We start from the raw sequence: 19,703 nt of genomic DNA, 5'->3' as shown, positions 1-19,703 counted from the left end.
TTCTATTCAAGTATAATATTAAGTGTAACAGATGTAAACAAAGTAACAGATGATAGTTAATTTACATATGACATTTAGAGTGAGGGAGGGAATTCAATGTCAATTATAAAAGTAGAACATGTAACAAAAGATTATGGCCAGGAACGTGGGATATTTGATGTTTCTTTTGAGATAAAACAGGGAGAGGTTTTTGGATTCTTGGGTCCAAATGGTGCGGGAAAAACAACTACCATTCGACATTTAATGGGCTTTATTAAAGCGCAAGAAGGAGCATTATCAATCAATGGGAAAGATTGTTGGAAATCAGCAGCCATCATTAAACGTGAGATTGGTTATTTACCAGGCGAATTGGCTTTTCCGAAAAGCATGACCGGGGGCCAATTCATTGAATTTATGGCAAAAGAAAGACAAATTAGCGATTTATCGCGGACGGAGGAATTGAAAAAAACGTTTGAACTGGATACATCGGAGAGGATTAAAGAAATGAGTCTAGGAACTAAAAGAAAACTCGCAGTCGTGGCTGCTTTTATGCATAATCCGCAGATTCTGATTCTAGATGAACCGACATCAGGCCTAGATCCAGTGATGCAAGAGCGATTTATCCAATTTATTTTGAATGAAAAATCTGAAGGTAAAACGATTTTATTGTCTAGCCACATATTTAGTGAGGTCGAGGCAACGTGTGATCGAATTGGCATCATTAAGGAAGGACAGCTCGTTTCAACCATTGAAGCCAATGACTTAAAACGAAATACAAACAAAGCTTTCAAAATAGAGTTCACTACTTTTCAAGATTATCAGATGTTTTTGACTCAAACGACATTTATGATTTCAATTAAAAGACCCGAACAAAATCAAATCAAATTGAACTTAACAGATGAGAAGTTGCAGCAACTTTTTACTGAATTAAGTGAGGTTGAGGTCCAATTTATTTCGGAAATAAAATTTACACTAGAAGATTATTTTATGGACTTCTATGATCGTAAGAAAACGATCGCTGATGGGGAGGAGAATTTACGTTATGGCTTACATTGAGATAAACCATCTAACGAAAAATTATGGTAAAGGACGGGGGATTTTTGACGTGTCATTAGCCATTGAAAAAGGAGAAACTTATGGTTTTGTTGGAGTCAACGGAGCTGGAAAATCGACGACCATTCGGCATATGATGGGTTTTCTGAAACCAGACGAAGGTAGTATCATCATTAATGGGTTGGATGCTACTAAGAGCAGTGCTGAAGTCAAACGCTATGTATCCTATATCCCTGGAGAAATTAACTTCCCTGGTAATACGACTGGCGAAGCTTTTCTAAAAGAACAAATCTATTTATCTGGTAAAGGTAGCTGGCAACGTGCAAAAGAACTGAGTGAGCTCTTTCAATTGGATGTGAGGGCTAAAGTTCGTTCGATGAGTAAAGGAATGAAACAGAAAACAGCCATTGTATCAGCGTTTGCCTCTGATGCAGCCATTCTGATCATGGATGAGCCGACAACGGGCCTAGACCCTTTGATGCGAGAAGTTTTTCTTGACCTACTAAAAGAAGAAAAAGAGCAAGGGAAGACAATTTTTATGTCGAGTCATATTTTTCAGGAAGTTGAAGAAGTTTGCGAACGAGTAGCCGTCATTCGTGAGGGCCAAGTAATTGAAGTCATTGATATGGCAACGATTCGTTATAACAAAAATAAAAATTATCGACTAGAATTTTACAACCGGCCAGATTTTGACCGCTTTTTAAACTTAAATTATCAATTTGATCAGATAAAGCTAGATGATTTACAAGTTTTTGTGCAAATTCATGATGCGGACATTAACCGCCTCATCCGAGATCTCAAACAATTTTCTTTGGTCTATTTTAAAGAAATTAAAGTGTCATTTGAAGACTACATCACTGAAGCATTCAAGGGGGAAATATAAGTGTTTTCTAAACCATTATTCAAACAAAATATTCAAGTTAATTGGAAGTTGTCACTGATTATTACAATCGTAGCTTCGGTCATCCTAGCGGGTTTTATCGTTAATTATGACGCAGCCGGTTACGGATCAATTGCGGCGGCAGCGGAAGGAACCGCTTTTTCTAATATTCTGTCTTCCATGACCAGCCTTTTAGGGAGCTTAGAAAACTTTTATAAATTGATAGCCGTTATTCTTGGGATTGTTTATGTCGTATTTACGGCTAATAATCTTGTCGTAAATGAGGTGGACTCTGGTTCGATGGCCTATACTCTGTCAACGCCGATTAAACGTTCAAGCGTGATTTTCACTAAATCCCTCTATCTAATTTTATCAGTCATTTTAATGTACAGTGTAATCGGTTTAGTAGGTTTGGCGGCTTCACAAATAACTTACCAGAATGTTACGGGCTATCCGATAACTGATGATATTCGGGCTGCCTCAGACGCTTTAAATCTTGACGAACGGTATATTTCAGAACGTTTATATTTGATTCAAGAAGATAAGCAAGCGATGCGAGAAGCAGCTGTTGCACGCGACATGGACACAGAGGCTTATAGCATTTATTTAGAAAGCATCATTAGAGACCGTTCATATGAAGCGACAGCGACCATTATTACTGATGAACGGTTTGATTTTTATGAAGACACAAACGACATAGAAGGTGATGAGATAGAAATTACTGTAGAAGAATTAGTCGCTAATCCAGCTATGATTTTATCAAGCAATGAGGCGTTGAATGTCGGCGCGAAGATACATGGGATTTCCGTAAATGATTATCACCAATTTATTAGCGAGGAAATTATAGCCTTAGACGAAAATCTGGCACCTGAACTCGCGCGAACAGAAACAGTAATGAATCGGGCAGCTGCAGAAACTAGTCAGGATAGCGAAGCACAAGAACAGATGCAGGATAAAAGGCAACTGCCAGTTATCGTAACGGAAGACAATGCCAAACTCTTATTGCAAATGGTCATTGATTCTTCAGCAGACGCATTAAAGATTAATGCTGAGCAAGTCAGTGAGAATATGACTTTAATGAAGGATCCGATTGCTTTAGAAGCTGCCACTGACGCAACTGGCTTATCTGAAGCACAAGTTATTAACATGGCGAATCACGGGATGGTATCTTCTGCACGTTCAGTCGATATTGCGCTAGAGTTCGATTTAGAAGTCTACTTATGGTTGATGCTAGGACTGTTGCTAACAATCCTAGCAATGAGTTCTATCTCATTCCTCGCGTCCACCTTTTTCAACCGAACGGGCTTTGCCTTAGCAGTCGGTGGTGGGGTACCATTTGCTTTCTTCTTAATTACTATGGTTCAGCAGTTAATGGATAGCCCAGGTGCGCTCAAGTATCTGACACTAACAAGTTTATTTGATACAGAGACGATTCTATCGGGTGGAGACTTTGGCTGGGGTTTAATTGCTTTAGGCGCAATTGCATTAATTCTCTATATAGCGTCAAATATTATTTTTGTTAAGAAAGATTTACCCCTGTAATTATCTAGGAGTTTAGTTACTAATAGAGGGTTGGGTGTTTTTTGTGGGAAGTGAGCCACTAAAACTTGGCTGAGCGATTAGGTGAGCCACTAACTCAAAGACATCGCTAAAAAAAATGGACGCCCCTTCCAGCCAATGCGTATCCAGACAGCCTATCCATAGTGACTAGGAGCTGTCCCGATTAAATCCCACTCAACACTCAATCAAGGCCCGTAAACTTCAAAACCTGCCTCCTTTCATGCTATACTAGCCCTAAACAAGGAGGGGTAACGTGACTGAACATTATGTATTATCAGATGGATTTCAAATTCCAAAAGTTGGGCTGGGGACTTATCAATTAAAAGGAGTGGATGGCTCAAGGCGAATTGAACAAGCACTGAATGTAGGCTACCGTTTGCTGGATTCAGCCTTTAACTACGAGAATGAAGGGACGGTCGGACGGGCAATTCGCAACAGTGGTGTTCCCCGTGATCAAATCACCTTCACGTCAAAATTAGCAGGGCGCCATCATGATTATCAACTAGCCTTTGAAGCGATTGAAGAATCAGTGATGCGATCTGGTTTGGATTATATTGATTTATATTTGATTCATTGGCCGAACCCAAAGGAGAACAAATATGTGGAAGCTTGGCGAGCCTTAATTGATGCGCAAAGAGCTGGTTTAGTTCGTTCGATTGGAGTATGTAATTTTCTGCCGGAACATATTCAACGTTTGGAAGACGAAACAGGAATTCTGCCGGTCATTAATCAAGTTGAACTGCATCCTTACTTTAATCAGGCAAAGCAACTAGAATTTGATCAAGCAAATAAAATCATCACTCAGGCTTGGAGTCCTTTAGGACGCCAGAACGCTTCATTAAATGAAGCAATTATAACTGAAATTTCCAAGCGGTACAATCGTAGTAATGCACAAATTGTCCTAAGATGGTTACTGCAACTAGGTGCCTTACCGATTCCTAAATCAGGACACATCCTTCGCCAAATAGAAAATTTATCACTCTTCGATTTTAACTTGTCGGCAGAAGAAGTCGCGTTGATGAGTACGTTAACCCGTGAAGATGGTCGTAATAAAGACCAGAATCCGGCCGTATATCAGGAGTTTTAAGGACTTTAGATGGACAATTGTCTGTCAATCAGTTATAATTAAACAGTTGTCAATGACCACAACACTACAACACCACAAAATTAAATAACCTTGTTAGGTGAGGCTACTGAACTAGAGATATGCTGCTGCCCAGAAACATCCAAAGATGCCAATGGGTCAACAGGAATTTCCGAATTAAGGAAATTTTTAACGCAGCTGGGAAATCCCTATGCTGTTCAGAGCTAAAACTCGACGAAGAGGTGCAGCGTTTTTTAACGATTATAGTAAATTAATCTATATCAATCAGCATACTCTTTGGGGTGTGCTTTTTTTTGTGTTTAGAAAACTTCCAGGAGGTGAGGAGCATGGACCCAAGTCCCGATTTTCAGAGGTGCAAATTTAGAAATATTACAATAAATAATCAAGAAGCAGGGTGCCCGTGCACTCTATTTTGGAAGGAATGAAACGAATGATGAATTACGAAAAAATTTTTAAAGCAGCTAAGCAAAACGACCGTGAGGGCTTCCGAGCATTATTCTTCGGACTCCACGTGAAAGACCAAATGGATTTATTTCATACCCTATATCCTCAGAATAAACGTAAAATTGAAGACTTTTTAATGCCGGACGAGTTCGCTAAATTATTTGAATGGATGACGCCGAGCGAACAACAAGAGCTGCATGAGATTTTCTCAATAGACTATATTGGTCAACTCGTGTCATATATGGAAGTTGATAATGCTGTAAAATTTTTAACCTACTTACCTGATCAAGAAGCCACACAATTGCTCGACTTACTTCCAACAGACAAGCGACACTCAATTGAAGAACTACTGGCTTTTGAACCTGAAACTGCCGGTTCAATCATGAATAAAAGTTACCTGGTTGGGCGTGTCGAAGAAACAATCAAGAATGTCACTGACCGCGTTCGTCGCTTAGCCGAAGAAATTGAAACGGTCTACTATATTTACGTGGTGGATAACTCTGGAAAATTAACGGGCGTTGTTTCCTTACGTGATTTAATTTTGCACGCCGAAGAAACCGTTTTGGGTGAAATAATGAGAACACGACTTGTATCAGTCCGTGCGACCGAAGACCAAGAAATCGCAGCCCTACTCTTACAGGAGTATGATTTAGTTGCGCTACCGGTGACGGATGCTAGCGAGCAAATGCTTGGGATTATTACGGTTGATGATGTAATGGACATTATTGTCGAAGAAACGACTGAAGATTTTAAAGAATTTTCGGCCATCAGTAAATCGAAGAAACAAGCGACTAACGAAGAATCAACCTGGAGTATCGCTCGTGAACGGCTGCCTTGGATCATTATTCTGATTTTTCTAGGGATGATTAGTGCCGGATTAATTAATTCATTTGAGGAAACATTGAATGAGGTCGTCTTACTGGCAGCCTTTATTCCGATTATTATGGACTCGGCCGGTAACGTGGGAACCCAATCTTTAGCGGTAGCCGTTCGGAAAATTACGATTGGTGAGAACCGTAAAGGGAATCACTTAGGCAAAGTCGTTTGGCAAGAATTTCTAGTCGGAGCTATCTTAGGTTTGGCAGCAGGGGTGACTTTAGGACTAGTTGTCGCAATTTTCTATGGCAACAGCTTATTGGGCTTAATCATCGGTATTTCTCTCTGGATCACATTGTCCGTATCAACTGTGGTTGGCGCAGTGATTCCAATTTTAATCAATAAATTGAACATTGATCCAGCGGTCGCTTCTGGACCGTTCATCACGACCATTAATGACACGTTTGGCTTATTGATTTACTTTTCGATTGCCACCCAATTGTTGCATTTATTATAAATCGTTGACTCCCTTACTTCAGTGAAAGGGAGTTTTTCAGCAGCCAAAATATGAAAGAAAGCCTGTCTGCTTTAACTAACAATAGCTGATTGATACCCACAATTATAGTCAAGGTAGTGAAGACCTCATGATTAGTTTTCAAGGCTCTTTAAGACCTTGGAACAATTTGTTATAATAATGATTAGAATGTATTAGGAAATGAGGAAGTTATGTTCGCGATATTTAGAAAGTTAGGATGGTTTTTCAAAATGCGTTGGAAAACCTACAGTTTAGCCATTGGTGGCTTAATCGCTTGTGCGATTTTATCCGCAATGATTCCGTTAATTATTGGGCGTTTAGTCGACCAAATGGCACAGGGAACCATTACTTGGGATGGTTTGATTCAACAAACAGGCTTTTTGTTGGCGATTGGCGTGTCGATGTACGGCCTGCGTTATATGTGGCGTAGTAATTTATTTGGCAACTCTACTTTACTAGAAGCGATTATGCGTAATCGTTTGTTTAGTCACTTTACGAAAATGGACCAAAAATTCTACAATGATTATCGTACGGGGGATTTGATGGCACACGCGACCAATGATTTAGCTGCTTTACGTTTTGTGGCGGGTGGAGGCATTATGACTTTGGTGGATTCTTTGTTTATTACTTTGTTCACTTTGCTTTCGATGTTTTTCTTAATCGATTGGCAGTTAACCTTAGTGACAATTCTACCTTTTCCCTTGTTAATTTTTGTAGCACGTTATTTAGGCCAATTGATTAACAAGCATTTTCATGGATCTTTACAGTCTTTCTCAAAAATGAACGATCACGTCCAAGAAAGCGTCTCGGGCATGAAAGTCATTAAAGCTTTTGGTGAAGAAGAGGAAGATTACCAAGATTTCGTCAAAGAAACAGAGAATGTCGTTGAAAAGAATCGAAAAGTTTACCTGATTGATTCAGCTTACACGCCAGTAATTGATGTGATTACGGGCTTAACGTATGTTTTGACGATTGCTTTTGGGACGTATTTTGTCCAGAATGGTCGAATTTCGATTGGTCAATTAATTGCTTATTTCAGTTATCTTGGGAATATGACTTGGCCTTTATTGGCAGTTGGACGTTTGGTCAATACAATGGAACGCGGGAATGTCAGTTACGACCGTGTCACCGATTTGTTATCGGTGAATGCAAAGGTTGAAAACGCGTCCGATGCAGTCAGTGGTTTAGCTTATCATGATCTAGCGGTTAATATTGAAAGTTTTAGCTACCCGGATTCTGACGCAGTGATTTTAGAACATGTCGACTTTAAGTTAACAGCCAATCAAACATTAGGGATTGTGGGTCGAACTGGATCGGGTAAGAGTTCGCTGTTTTCCTTGTTAGTGCGTAACTTTGATATCGAAGATGGCCAGATTTTAATTGATGGTCAGCCGATTGCGCAAATTGACTTAACGGAATTAAATGACCGTGTGGGTTATATCTCTCAGAATAATTTACTGTTTTCAACGACAGTTCGCGATAATATCCGTTTTGGACGCCCAGACATGACACAAGCAGAAGTTGAACGTTTTGCGAAGTTGGCGGATGTGCATGAGGATATTCTCGACTTTGCTCAAGGCTATGATACCTTAGTCGGTGAACGTGGCGTCAGTCTATCTGGCGGTCAAAAACAAAGAATTGCGATTGCTCGAACCTTGGCAATGGAGCCGCAAATTTTAATTATGGATGATGCCTTATCGGCAGTCGATGCGAAAACCGAACAAAGAATCTTGGCGAATTTAAAAGCATTTAGAACACAAGGGATTACGATTATTGCGACACACCGTATCAGTTCAATTATGCATGCGGATGAAATCTTAGTCTTGGACAAAGGTCGTGTAAGCGAAAGAGGCGATCATGCGGCGCTTCTTGATCAGGCTGGTTGGTATGAAAATATGTTTACTCAACAACAATTAGAGGAGAAATTATCAGAAAGTGGTGAAGCGAATGAGTAAAGAAAAACAAAGACAGACTAGCTTCACACTGAAAGAACAGTGGAGTATTCTCGGTTACTTATTTTCTTTTGCTAAAAGTGAAGGGGGATGGTTTGCGGGATCTATTGTCGCCATGATTGCCGCGTCAAGTTTGTCCGCTTTCTTACCGATTATTATTCAGCGTTATATTGACCAATACTTGAGTAGCCGTTCAGCCACGCTTCAAATCACCTTATGGGTGTCAGGAACCTATTTCGGCCTCTTGATGTTAAGAATGGTCATTGTTTATGTCAAAGATTACACCTTTAAGATGGCATCCGAAAGAACCGTGGCGAATATGCGAAATAATATTTACCATAAATTAGGTCGTTTGAGTTTAGATTACTTTAATGTGACGCCAAACGGTGAAGTGGTGTCGCGTGTGACGAATGATACGGAGACTATTAAAGAATTCTGGAATGTCTTTTTAACCTTCTTCGATGGATTTATTAATGCGGCAACGATTGGAGTGGCGATGTTTTCGCTTAATGCAGCGATGTCTTGGGTGTTTATGGCTTTTATTCCGATAGTCCTAGGCTTAATCTATATTTATCAGAAAATTAGTACCGTCGTTTATCGTCGTATGCGTCAAGCGCTTGGGCAAGTCAACGCTCGCTTGAGTGAATCGACGATGGGCATGTGGTTAATTCAGCAATTTAATCAAACAGAGCGTATGAAAGCTGAGTTTGATAAGATTAATCAAGAGTACTTAATTGCTCGGACGAATATGTTTAAAATGAATGCCCTGTTATTGATGCCGGCGATTAATTTAATTGAACAAATCGTCTTAGTGATTGTAATCTGGATTTTTGCAGGACAATTACTGGGTGGAACAGTGGTGGATGTCGGAATCATTTATGCTTTTACCTCTTATACGAAGTCATTCTTTCGTCCAATTGGTAGTATGCTAGATAGTTTAAGTGTCTACCAAGATGGCTTAGTCGCAGCTTCACGTGGTATTGCACTCTTAGCAAGTGATCAGACTGAACCTCAACAAGCGACGGAAATGATTGATAAAGCGATCGAGGGACGCATAACCATTCAAGATTTAACTTTTTCTTATGATGGGGCGTTTGATGTCTTACGTGAGATTGAGTTGAATGCTGAACCAGGTGAGATGATTGCGATTGTGGGTCATACGGGCTCAGGTAAGAGCACCATCATTAATTTATTGATGCGTTTTTATGAATTCCAGCGTGGTCAAGTGATGATTGATGGACAGAGTATTCGTCAGATGAATAAGAAGAGTTTACGTTCGCAAATTGGTCTAGTTCAACAAGATGCCTTTATGTTCTATGGCAACTTCTATGACAATATCCGCTTGCATGGGGATTATACTGACGAAGAAGTCATTGAAGCAGCTAAATTTACCGGTGCTGATGAATTCATTAGTGAGCTAGAAGCGGGGTATGAGTCGCCAATCACCGAAGGCGGTGCGTCCTTGTCAGCTGGCCAAAAGCAGTTGATTAATATTGCCCGTACGATATTACGCCAGCCACGTATTCTTATTTTAGATGAGGCGACTGCCAATATCGATACAGAAACGGAACAGTACATTCAAAGCAGTCTAGAAAAAATACGACAACAAGCCACCCTAGTGGTGATTGCTCACCGTCTGTCGACCATTAAGAATGCCGACAAGATTTACGTCCTGCATAAAGGACGCGTGATTGAACAAGGCAAACACGATGAGTTGATTGACTTGGAAGGTACGTATTATGACATGTACCGTCTACAATCACTGCAAGGGCTGACTTAAGCCACAATAATAATAAGAAGAAGACCGCACCAAGCTGATTAACAAGCTTGGTGCGGTCTTTATTGTTGTTTGGTAAAGCGTATTTATATATAATGATAATGAAATTCAGTGTGATTGTTATTAAATCTGCGAATTCTCAAGTAACTTTGGATTGGTTCTTTAGTAGCAATTCATCAAATTCTGTCTGAAGAATGTTAGCAACATCTATAGCACCGAAATGGCTCATTAAGTGAATAGCTTCTTGTCAGAGTTCCTTACCTTCTTCTAACATACCCATCTTGATTTTGTAGATGCCTTTCAGATAAATTAATCGATTTTTGTCATAAAAGTAGTTCTGATTGATTAATACACGGTCAACTTCTTTAATTAATGAACTAACAGGAGCCAAGTGGTCAGCCTCTAAAAAATAATTGACTATATTCATCATAACAATCGCAAATGTCGAAGAATTTAAGAGTAGGTCCTCATATTTATGAGCTTTCTGGGAAGCTATTCGGGTTAATTTCTCTACTTGAGGCAGACTCATAAAGAAAGCACTATTACCAAAGAGGCATATCTCATAGTAATGCCATTCTTCACAGTTAATTAAATAATGATAAATTGAATTGGCGTCTGTTTGATTAAAAGAAAAATCAGAAAATTGATTTAAACGTTGTTTTAAAATAATGACATTATGTTGAAAACGAGGCAGTTTAAAATTCCTATATAGTTTGTTTTGAGAATCAATCAATTCGTTAAATTTTACAATGTTGCGAGATTGATAAGCTTTCCCATAGTGAGAGAGAAAATGTTGTTGAGTTTGTTCGGTTAGTTCATCTGAATGAATTTTAAACTCAGTTATCTGAACATTTATCTTATCTAGTAGCGAAAAGAAGTTCAAAACAGAAATATTACTATGACCTCGCTCAAACTCTGAAAGAAACTGTGAGGAGATTAAGCCATCTGCTGTTTCTTTGAGTGTCATACCTTTTGATTTTCTTAAATGTCTAAACACAGTTCCTATAGTTGACAAACTATCGGCTCCTTCTGATTTTATAATAGACAATATATATTGGAATAATTATATCATGACTTTATTAGTATGGTAAAATTTAAATATGAAGGTGGTACAATTAAGAGATATTCTTGTTGGTTACTTGGGCTTTGTGTATGCCTAATGCTAGATGGTTTAACAGAGCGAGCGGAGGGGAGTTTAAATTACCCAGATTATCGGGATACTGTTGGAGAAGAGGAATAATCATAAATGAATTGTACTGTTGAATTGAAGTTAGAATAATAATTGGCTAGTTGAAATGTAAGGGTTATCATGGTGAGCGAAGGAGAGATTGGAAGAGATAAGCTATTTCACTTACTGTTCCTTCTATGGAAGTAACAGAGTTTTTAACTTTTGAGTGGTATGATCACACTACTAATATTTTACTACCTTTGTACTAGTAGTTGGTGTTCACTACAGCTTATATCAGCATTCTGCTTTTTGTTGAAATGTAAAAACATCTCATCTTAAGACAAGTTATTGTCTTAGTATTGTCTTAATTTTTATGTATCATTAGTGTTTCTAAGGTCAAAGTGAAAACTGAATATAAAGACCTCTTTAATTATGTTAGTTAATTATTAAAAAGATAGTTAGTTCTTATTTAACAGAATAAAAAAAATTTAAGGAGACATATAATGAAAAAAATAATCTATTTAATGCTTCTTATATTATGTATTATTTCGGGAAATACCATTGTTAACGCCTCCGGAGATATCAGTGGTACGTTAACTAATGAGTATGGTGATAGTTATACAGTAAAAGTAATTGAAATGTCTGATGTTCAAATTATGACTAATAGTGAAGAGGGTTTTTCGCAGACTGTAGTGATTGATTTGACACCTGAGAATTTAATCGCAAATAATTCTGATACTAGGTTTGCATGGGATAGTACAAGTAGTGTGCGTGCTACTCTTACTGTCTTTTGGGGATTCAAAAACTCTGATGGAATAACTCTGGTAAAGGTAAATAGTGTTTCTGGAGAATATACAATCTCGCAGTCAGGTGTGCAAGTTACTTCAGCGAGTTTAACTATTGGAACAAGTGGTTGGTCGGACACAAGTGCAAACGGAAATCCCCCTAAATATTACAATGTTTCAAGCAGTTTTAGTATAAATCCTGGATTCGCACATTACGTTACAACCTCTGGATATAGTGGAGCCAATATTACGCTAGGAATAAATAGAGGGGGTACTAATTGGACTCTATATTTACAGAATAATTATTAGCAACTTTAAGGAAGGATGAGAAAAACATTGAATGTTCACGATATGCCTAATCTTGGCACTAAATTTTGTAAGTTTATTTTGGTGATTACTCTAATTTGTATTAACCTCCCTGCTGAATTAGTTTATGCAAATTCTTCATTGTCATTTTATGAGATGACATCAGAACAAGAAGTAATCTATAAACTTCTTTGGCCTCAATCTACCAAGGTTTATCAAATGGAGATAAGTGATAATGAAAGTAAGGAACAACATTTCAGTGTTAAATTAGAAAAGTTGACCGCAGATGGATGGGAAGCAGAAGATTTTGTTGATATCGTTGCGATGGGAGCATTAAATATCGCTTTCACCTTAGACCAACCAGTAAAGCTTTCGTATTCGTATGATAATGTGAATTTCACGAATTTTGAAATGGAAAGTTATTTGTTACCTGATCAGAAATCACTTAATGAACAAGGAGAATTTCTAAAAATTGACTGGTTAGATGATATTCGTTTAGAAGACGGAACTAATATTATCGCTTTAATGAGTATTATTAAGATTGAGAATATGTACGACGTTGAAGAGGAGCAAAACTTGGATTATGATTCTCTAAGGAATATAGAAGAGCTATTTGATAACACTTTTGCACTGACAATCGAAATTAATTAATTGGGCAACAACCGAGGCTAATTGATGTGATGCTGGAAAAAATAAAACTCTCTAAATGCTTATAATAAAGCAATTAGAGAGTTTTTGTAGGTAATATAAAGACAGTCTGGGTAGTTTGTTCTGTATTAATTAGGGTTGGCTATCCCGTAGTAACGTATCAAACTCTGTTTGTAATATATTGGCAATATCCATCGCCCCGAAATGAGCCATCAATCGTATCGCTTCCTGACAAAGTTGTTTGCCTTCTTCGATTTTCCCTATTTTAATTTTATAAACGCCTTTAAGATAGTTTAAACGATTTTTATCATAAAAGTAGTTCTGATTGATTAATACTTGATCAACATCTTTAATTAATGAACTAACCGGAGCCAAATGGTTAGCCTCTAAAAAATAATTTATTAAATTCATCATAACGGTGGCAAATGTTGACGAATTTAAGAGTAATTTTTCATACTGATTAATTTTTGATAAAGCTATGCGGGTTAACTTTTCTACTTGAGGTAGACTCATAAAGAACGCGCTGTTACCAAAGAGGCAAACTTCATAATAATGCCATTCTTCACAGTTTACTAAATAGTTGTAGATTAAATTGGCATCAGTTTGATTAAAAGGTAAATTAGATAGTTGATTAATACGTTGTTTTAAAAGTATGAGATTATGTTGGAAACGAGGAAGATTAAAATTCCTATATAGTTTGTCTTGGGTACCAATTAATTCGTTTAATTTGATGACATTACGAGCTCGATAAGCCTTTCCGTAGTTAGAGAGAAAATGTTGTTGCGTTTGATCGGTTAGTTCATCAGAATGAATTTTGAACTCAGTTATTTGAACGTTTATCTTATCGAGCAACGAGATAAAGTTCAATAAGGAAATATTACTATACCCACGTTCAAACTCAGAAAGAAATTGAGGGGAAAGGATACCAGCTGCAACCTCTTTTTGTGACAAGCCTTTTGATTTTCTAAGTTTTCGAAATACAGTCCCTATATTTGACAAAACACCCACTCCTTCAGTTTTTATATAAGACAATATATATTGGAATAATCATAACATTATTTCGTTAATGTGATAACATTAAAATACAGAGGTGATACTATTAAGAAATGGTTGCTTGAATTATGTACATGTTTAGTGTTAGGTGATTTAACCAATTCGGCAGAAGATAGTTCGAATTGTCCAGGCGGAGCATTAACTGGAAACTTAGATCCCACGAATGAATCAACAGAAATATCAGCTAAAGAGGATCAGCAAATCTTAGCTTTACAATTTGTTGAAATAACTGAAGCACCTCAATTTCCTTTTTATAAATTAGTATTTTCTAATCCAGAATATACTTTAATAGAATGAAAATTGATAATTAAATTCCAAGGCAATAGAATCTGGGAACTGAGCAAAGGGGAAGAAGATTTGCAGCTTGTTGATGGAAAAAATTCAGTATTTACGTTAATACAAGAAGAATAAAGACTAAGCGATATGAATGGCATCAAAACAAGCTGTTGGCTCATTTTGATACTATATTACAAAATAGTCACTCGTGAAGAGTAACTAATCCAGTAATACAAATCAAAACTTCTACTAAGATTAAAAAGAAACACCGTTCTATCACGAAACACAAGAATGTAATAGAAAGGTGCTTTTACTATTGGACTTTCTTTTCGAAATAAGTTGATACTGAGTCTGTGGTTGGTGAAAAACATGTATAAACATCTTAAGATTTTCACATTCAGTGCCCAACATTCAAAGTTATAGTAAGTGATGCCGTTTAATCCTTGTATTGGATTGGTAAAGCATATATTGAACTATGCAGCACCATGTGATCATCAGAAACAATGTTCAGTAGGTGATAATTCTCTTTTGAAACATTATCTCCTGAAGTCGTTTCGCTCTATTTCAGTAAATCATCAAGTTCTATTTGTAGAATATTTGCAATATCTGAAGCGCCGAAATGACTCATCAATCGAATGGCTTCTTGGCACATACTAACTCCATCTTCAATTGCACCTGTTTTAATTTTGTAGATACCTTTGAGGTAGTTTAATTGGTTCTTGTCGTAGAAATAATCTTGTCCCTCCAATACGCTATCCACATCGTTAAATAACGCAGCCACGGGTTCGAAATGATTTTTGCTTAAGAAGTAAGTAATTACATTCATCATGACGAGGGCAAAGTTAGATGAATTTAAAAGGAGCTCTTCATATTTGAGTGAGCGTTTGTAGGCGGTTAGACTCAACTTTTCAACTTGAGCAATGCCCATAAAGAAAACACTGTTACCAAAAAGGCAGACTTCATAATAGTTCCACTCGTCACAGTTAATTAGATACTGAAAAACTATTTTTGTATCTTTACCATCATAAGGGATACCAGCTAAATTATTAATGCGTTGCTTTAATATAATGACATTGTGTTGGTGTCGTTCATTATTAGTCATCTGATATAGTTGAGTTTGTAAATCAATTAATTCATTGAGTTTGACAATGTTACGAGAGTCATAAGCCTGTGCATACTTGGCTAAAAAAGACTGTTGTGTCCCTTCTGTAAGTTCTTCAGAGTGGAGTTTAAACTCAGTAATTTGTACATTGATTTTGTTTAGGAGAGCAAAAAATTTTGTTGTGGAAATATTACTGTTGCCTCTTTCAAACTCTGAAAGGAACTGTGGTGTAAGTATCCCTTTCGCGGTGTCATTAATAGTCATATTCTTTGACTTGCGTAAGTAACGAAAGCAGGTACCAATTTCTGACAATACAATCATCTCCTTAGATGGAATTTATAATAAACAATATATATTGGAATTATTATAGCATATATAATGAATTGTGTTATTTTTCTTTGTAAGAGGAGGTGATCTTATAAAGAAATATATTGCGTGGTTACTGGTATCTTGTATTTTATGTTTGTTGGGTGATCCAGTATTGGATCACCAAGAAGAAGTCTTAAATCCAAATTATGATAATGTTATAGGCAAAAAGAAATAAAAGTGGGTTTTGAGCCTGATATGTCAAAAGAATCATAAACTAAAAAACGAGGTGATTAATGATATTCTTTTTTATTGCAAGTTGTTGAAGAAAAACTAAAAAACAGGGGGATTTATCTACTGCTCTTTATACTTGTTATTACACCAATTGATAGTTTTGATTCTAAAAATTTTAGTCCGGATTATACAGACATTATCGGTGAAGATGAATAATCTAGGAATATTCGGAACATATTATAATAGGATGATTCAAGTTGAATTTAGATTAGTTATTCTAATTCAATATACTGATAGGATTATGCCAATTATAAGTGATGTTTCACTGTGAAGAAGTGTTTTTTAGCGCTTCATTTACATTGAGGTTAGATCGAATTAATTTTTTTGATTGTTGTTGAAGCTAAAAATAGTATTGCGAACTAAGTCAAAATGAAATCAACTATTTTATAGATAATAAATAATTTTATTTTTTACAATAAATATTTACACGCAGAGAGGATTGAATAAAATGAAGAAGATATTTACTATGGTTGCGGTGATGCTACTGTCTATATCAATACTTGCACCAACGACGACGGCACATGCTGCCAAAGGTGGTTTTGGATTTACGTTGAGGATAGGTGATAATCAAGGGCGAGATTACTCATCGAATGTAGAGAAAACTGATTCAGCGGGATACGGTGCAGCGACAACATCTTATAATGATTTGGTATGGTCTGATAAAGTTTACTATAGAATACATAGAAAAAATTGGCTTAATAGTCGTATAGCTGCAACTAGTTATTATCAAGTAACGGGGAATAGTACAATAAATATGTGGTATTTTGCCGGACAAGCAATTAACGGCAATAATTATCAACTAGAGGGTGATACAGACGTTTATGATGCCGTTGTTTCAGGTATATGGGAACCGTAAAAGAGATTAAATGAGGAGATTATGAAATGCGGTTATCAATTAGGAACAAAGGATTTTTGCTTCTATATTTTGTGACGATACTTTTAAGCGGTTGCTTCCCTTCAGAAAAGAGAAATAATATCTCTATTAAAGAAGTAACGGGCAATATAGATTCTCAAGGGATAATAGATGAACAAGTTGATATTGAACTAACGGATCTAATTAGTATAAAAGGGCAGGTAAATATAAATCAAGCGCAAGCTCTAAATACTTATCAGATTGATTATCGTCAGTTTACAGATGTCGATCTAAGCTCTATCGATTCCGATTTGGTAGCAAATGGAGAAGTGTATCGTGAAGAGGCTAGTGAGTTCTTTTATGAAAAATACAATTTGGCTGGAGTGCAGGCTGAGATTTATCCTTCTGTCTTAAATTATACCAATAATTATAGAGGGGAAAAGGAATGGGATTTCTTGGTATCTACATTACTCCTTAATGAAAATATTTATAATCTCCCCTCCTTCGATGAAGCAGCACAAGATCTCGAACATGTTACGGTTTTGAATGCGATTCAACAAGCAGATGAAATTATTGATAAGCTAGAAGTTGAGACTCTAGCAACCCCACAAGTCTTTACAATAGATGATGCGATGCTTACAGCGGTCAATCAGCTAGATTTAGGGGCTAAAACAGATCTGTCACTTTTTGATGAACATGATCAAGCTCAAATGTTAGTGTACCAGTTAGCATTAGACGGAATTCCTTTTGGGAAAAGTGTTTTTTCGATGGGGCAGGAACAGAATTTTTCATATAATGGCGGAAAAATTGTATTTATCTATACAGAAGATGGCTTGACATGGCTATCGATGAGCGATGTGTTTAGTAAGGAATCTGTTCGAACTGAACTATTGGATCAGATTAGTTATGAGGATTTGCAGAATAGGATTATTAATGAATATGATCAGATTATTGGGCTAGAATCTATTATAGTGAATGATATACAGGTCGTATTATTACCTAGAATTCAAGATTCAGATAACTTCGTGTTTGACTTGCAACCTTATTATCAAATTAGTATCGAGAGTAAACAAACAAGCGGTGATAAAGATATTTCACGTAATTTCTATGATTACTATTCGGTGTCTAATGGAGAAAGATATAATTAAAAAAATGTCTCAGAGAGCCCCGTCTGAGACGGTTTTATGATGAAAGGAACATATTGATGAGATTAATCTATATTGAGATGAAAAAATATCTAATAACGAAATGGAGTCTCATCTCGCTTGTTTTAGTAGCTGTCATCTTCGTAGTTACGATGTATTCGCAGTTTAATCCCGATAGTAGCATTACATATTTGGTCGAAATGTTTATAGGTTTATCCCATGCTAAAAAATTGTTTATTGTTGCAATTACGATTCCATTGGCCAGACTCTACGTCGATGACGTGAATCATAGACATTTGGTATATGTGTTAAATCGAACTTCAATCTTAAAGTATGTTTCTTCTAAGATGCTCATGAGCTTTCTTGGTGCATTTGTACTATCCTTAGGTGCCTTTGTAGTAGTGATGTGCTTGCTTTTGTTAATGCGTATTCCGATGTTGACAAACATCGATCAAATACGTCTTATCCAAGAGGGTTTTTATCCAGAACTGATTGAAGCGGGGCGAACATTATTTGTCGTCTTTACTTATGCTTGGAACTATTCACTATCGGTTGCTTTCTGGAATACTACTGGCTTATTGTTCTCGAGTTATATTCCTAATAATTTTATTCCGTATATTAGTCCCTTTGTCATCAGTTATTACGTTGAAACTTTCTCTTTGCAGTTGCCAACAGGTGTTAATATCTATAAATTAGGCCGATCGCATCAAGTTTTTCATGAACAATCTATTTGGCTTAATCAATTATACATTACTGCTGTTTTTCTAGTGTTAACAAGTTTAGTTGGCTATTTATTTTATCGACAAGTTAGAAGGAAGGTACCTTATGCATAATTTACGTTCGATTTGGTGGATGACTCGGATGAATCTGTTTAAATGGAGCCGAGATTTACGAATTCTCCTCATACTTGTCCTTGTGGGCACTTTGACGCATATGCATATTTCAGGACTAATTAGTTTTGTTCATAATGAACATTTTACGATTCATTTTGCTCTCTTGCCTTTTTGGACAGAGTCCAGCTATGTAAAAATCTTATTCTTTTTACCGATATTTATTTTGTTTGCTGATGCCCCCTTTATTGATAATCTTCAACTGTTTCTCATCATGCGTAGCAATCGTAGAAATTGGGTATCATCTCAGATTCTTTACGTAATGATAACTAGTATGAGTTATGTAGTTTGTGTGGCAGTGTTTTTCGGTGTGTTTTTTATCCCGCATCTAGAGTGGGGAAGTGATTGGGGAAATGTTGTAAATACCTTATCTAAGTCGAACATGGGTTCACAATTAGGTGTTCTAATTAACTTTCCTCGCAAAATTATCGATTATTTCAGTCCTTATCAAGCTTTGTTTTTCAGCTTCATTCTTCAAAGTTTGGTGATTAATCTAATGGGGTTAATCATCTTATTGATGAATATTTGGTCATCGCAGCGCTATTTAGGTTTGTTTATTGCTGCTTCTTTCTTGATGTTAGATGTGCTAATTCGATCATCAGGCGTTTTGACATGGGTGTCGCCCGTATCATGGATAAGGCTGACAATGATTAATATTAATGGAGAGCTGTCACATCCTAACTTTTATCAGATAATTTTCATGTTAATATTGCTGACAATTGGTTTAGTTTACTTGATAGTAAAGCGCATCCGTCGGTATGAAGTGTAGGAGGGCA

General features: G+C 36.8%; 17 protein-coding genes and 1 riboswitch. Of the genes, 14 read left to right on the top strand and 3 right to left on the bottom strand.

Annotated elements, in window-relative coordinates:
• Nucleotides 1-96 precede the first annotated feature (96 nt).
• The 7 genes from ACTQ5J_RS12175 (at nt 97) to ACTQ5J_RS12145 (ending at nt 10,104) form a co-directional block, all read left to right on the top strand.
• Complete coding sequence (locus ACTQ5J_RS12175) at nt 97-1,035, top strand: ABC transporter ATP-binding protein (RefSeq protein ID WP_441753326.1); 939 nt, start codon at nt 97-99, stop codon at nt 1,033-1,035.
• The gene (locus ACTQ5J_RS12170; RefSeq protein WP_441753324.1) at nt 1,022-1,915 is read left to right on the top strand and encodes an ABC transporter ATP-binding protein; all 894 of its coding nucleotides are present in this window, start codon (nt 1,022-1,024) and stop codon (nt 1,913-1,915) included. Before ACTQ5J_RS12175 ends, ACTQ5J_RS12170 begins: the two co-directional genes overlap by 14 nt.
• Nucleotides 1,916-3,454 (top strand): ABC transporter permease subunit, encoded by a 1,539-nt coding sequence (locus ACTQ5J_RS12165; RefSeq protein ID WP_441753323.1) that lies wholly within the window; start codon nt 1,916-1,918, stop codon nt 3,452-3,454.
• A 271-nt stretch (nt 3,455-3,725) separates the two neighbouring features.
• Nucleotides 3,726-4,559 carry an aldo/keto reductase gene (locus tag ACTQ5J_RS12160; protein ID WP_441753322.1) on the top strand — a complete coding sequence of 278 codons (834 nt, stop codon included), beginning with the start codon at nt 3,726-3,728 and terminating at the stop codon, nt 4,557-4,559.
• 82 nt (nt 4,560-4,641) lie between these two features.
• Nucleotides 4,642-4,805, top strand: a riboswitch (M-box (ykoK) riboswitch).
• Nucleotides 4,806-5,007: 202 nt separating this feature from the next.
• Nucleotides 5,008-6,354, top strand: a complete 1,347-nt coding sequence (mgtE, locus tag ACTQ5J_RS12155; RefSeq protein WP_441753320.1) for a magnesium transporter — start codon at nt 5,008-5,010, stop codon at nt 6,352-6,354.
• Nucleotides 6,355-6,563: 209 nt separating this feature from the next.
• Nucleotides 6,564-8,327 carry an ABC transporter ATP-binding protein gene (locus ACTQ5J_RS12150; RefSeq protein ID WP_441753318.1) on the top strand — a complete coding sequence of 588 codons (1,764 nt, stop codon included), beginning with the start codon at nt 6,564-6,566 and terminating at the stop codon, nt 8,325-8,327.
• Entirely contained in the window at nt 8,320-10,104 is a 1,785-nt protein-coding gene (locus tag ACTQ5J_RS12145) for an ABC transporter ATP-binding protein (RefSeq protein ID WP_441753316.1), read from the top strand. Before ACTQ5J_RS12150 ends, ACTQ5J_RS12145 begins: the two co-directional genes overlap by 8 nt.
• Before the next feature lie 244 nt (nt 10,105-10,348).
• Here ACTQ5J_RS12145 and ACTQ5J_RS12140 read toward each other — a convergent pair whose 3' ends face one another.
• Nucleotides 10,349-11,116, bottom strand: coding sequence for an Rgg family transcriptional regulator (locus ACTQ5J_RS12140; RefSeq protein WP_441753315.1), 768 nt, complete (start codon nt 11,114-11,116; stop codon nt 10,349-10,351).
• A 656-nt stretch (nt 11,117-11,772) separates the two neighbouring features.
• Here ACTQ5J_RS12140 and ACTQ5J_RS12135 point away from each other — a divergent pair.
• The gene (locus tag ACTQ5J_RS12135) at nt 11,773-12,363 is read left to right on the top strand and encodes a hypothetical protein (protein ID WP_441753314.1); all 591 of its coding nucleotides are present in this window, start codon (nt 11,773-11,775) and stop codon (nt 12,361-12,363) included.
• Between the two features lie 15 nt (nt 12,364-12,378).
• Nucleotides 12,379-13,011: a hypothetical protein gene (locus ACTQ5J_RS12130; protein WP_441753312.1), complete on the top strand. Its 633-nt coding sequence runs from the start codon at nt 12,379-12,381 to the stop codon at nt 13,009-13,011.
• A 129-nt stretch (nt 13,012-13,140) separates the two neighbouring features.
• Here the strand turns inward: ACTQ5J_RS12130 and ACTQ5J_RS12125 are convergent, their stop codons facing one another.
• Nucleotides 13,141-14,007, bottom strand: a complete 867-nt coding sequence (locus tag ACTQ5J_RS12125) for an Rgg family transcriptional regulator (protein ID WP_441753310.1) — start codon at nt 14,005-14,007, stop codon at nt 13,141-13,143.
• Nucleotides 14,008-14,118: 111 nt separating this feature from the next.
• On the opposite strand from ACTQ5J_RS12125, the gene ACTQ5J_RS12120 reads away from it, so the two are divergent.
• Nucleotides 14,119-14,358: a hypothetical protein gene (locus ACTQ5J_RS12120; protein WP_441753308.1), complete on the top strand. Its 240-nt coding sequence runs from the start codon at nt 14,119-14,121 to the stop codon at nt 14,356-14,358.
• Nucleotides 14,359-14,896: 538 nt separating this feature from the next.
• On the opposite strand, the gene ACTQ5J_RS12115 is transcribed toward ACTQ5J_RS12120, so the two are convergent.
• Entirely contained in the window at nt 14,897-15,751 is an 855-nt protein-coding gene (locus ACTQ5J_RS12115) for an Rgg family transcriptional regulator (protein WP_441753306.1), read from the bottom strand.
• Nucleotides 15,752-16,487: 736 nt separating this feature from the next.
• Here ACTQ5J_RS12115 and ACTQ5J_RS12110 point away from each other — a divergent pair.
• The 4 genes from ACTQ5J_RS12110 to ACTQ5J_RS12095 are packed head-to-tail and all read left to right on the top strand — an operon-like array spanning nt 16,488 to nt 19,696.
• Nucleotides 16,488-16,895, top strand: a complete 408-nt coding sequence (locus ACTQ5J_RS12110) for a hypothetical protein (protein WP_441753305.1) — start codon at nt 16,488-16,490, stop codon at nt 16,893-16,895.
• A gap of 26 nt (nt 16,896-16,921) precedes the next feature.
• Nucleotides 16,922-18,040: a hypothetical protein gene (locus ACTQ5J_RS12105; RefSeq protein ID WP_441753303.1), complete on the top strand. Its 1,119-nt coding sequence runs from the start codon at nt 16,922-16,924 to the stop codon at nt 18,038-18,040.
• 56 nt (nt 18,041-18,096) lie between these two features.
• On the top strand, nt 18,097-18,870 hold the full coding sequence (locus ACTQ5J_RS12100) for a hypothetical protein (RefSeq protein WP_441753302.1): 774 nt from the start codon (nt 18,097-18,099) through the stop codon (nt 18,868-18,870).
• A complete protein-coding gene (locus tag ACTQ5J_RS12095; RefSeq protein ID WP_441753300.1) occupies nt 18,863-19,696 on the top strand; it encodes a hypothetical protein in 834 nt (277 codons plus the stop codon). The genes ACTQ5J_RS12100 and ACTQ5J_RS12095 overlap by 8 nt, the downstream gene beginning before the upstream one ends.
• Nucleotides 19,697-19,703: the final 7 nt, after the last annotated feature.

The sequence above is a fragment of the Fundicoccus sp. Sow4_F4 genome (assembly GCF_052116145.1).
In the GTDB taxonomy this organism is placed as follows: domain Bacteria; phylum Bacillota; class Bacilli; order Lactobacillales; family Aerococcaceae; genus Fundicoccus.
This window is presented reverse-complemented; position numbering and strand designations above follow the sequence as displayed.

What these genes read in the sequence shown, in the direction of transcription:
- ACTQ5J_RS12105 (WP_441753303.1), top strand. Translation starts at nt 16,922, where the DNA reads ATGCGGTTATCAATTAGGAACAAAGGATTTTTGCTTCTATATTTTGTG.
- ACTQ5J_RS12145 (WP_441753316.1), top strand. Translation starts at nt 8,320, where the DNA reads ATGAGTAAAGAAAAACAAAGACAGACTAGCTTCACACTGAAAGAACAG.
- ACTQ5J_RS12095 (WP_441753300.1), top strand. Translation starts at nt 18,863, where the DNA reads ATGCATAATTTACGTTCGATTTGGTGGATGACTCGGATGAATCTGTTT.
- mgtE (WP_441753320.1), top strand. Translation starts at nt 5,008, where the DNA reads ATGATGAATTACGAAAAAATTTTTAAAGCAGCTAAGCAAAACGACCGT.
- ACTQ5J_RS12135 (WP_441753314.1), top strand. Translation starts at nt 11,773, where the DNA reads ATGAAAAAAATAATCTATTTAATGCTTCTTATATTATGTATTATTTCG.
- ACTQ5J_RS12100 (WP_441753302.1), top strand. Translation starts at nt 18,097, where the DNA reads ATGAGATTAATCTATATTGAGATGAAAAAATATCTAATAACGAAATGG.
- ACTQ5J_RS12150 (WP_441753318.1), top strand. Translation starts at nt 6,564, where the DNA reads ATGTTCGCGATATTTAGAAAGTTAGGATGGTTTTTCAAAATGCGTTGG.
- ACTQ5J_RS12170 (WP_441753324.1), top strand. Translation starts at nt 1,022, where the DNA reads ATGGCTTACATTGAGATAAACCATCTAACGAAAAATTATGGTAAAGGA.
- ACTQ5J_RS12175 (WP_441753326.1), top strand. Translation starts at nt 97, where the DNA reads ATGTCAATTATAAAAGTAGAACATGTAACAAAAGATTATGGCCAGGAA.
- ACTQ5J_RS12130 (WP_441753312.1), top strand. Translation starts at nt 12,379, where the DNA reads ATGAGAAAAACATTGAATGTTCACGATATGCCTAATCTTGGCACTAAA.
- ACTQ5J_RS12110 (WP_441753305.1), top strand. Translation starts at nt 16,488, where the DNA reads ATGAAGAAGATATTTACTATGGTTGCGGTGATGCTACTGTCTATATCA.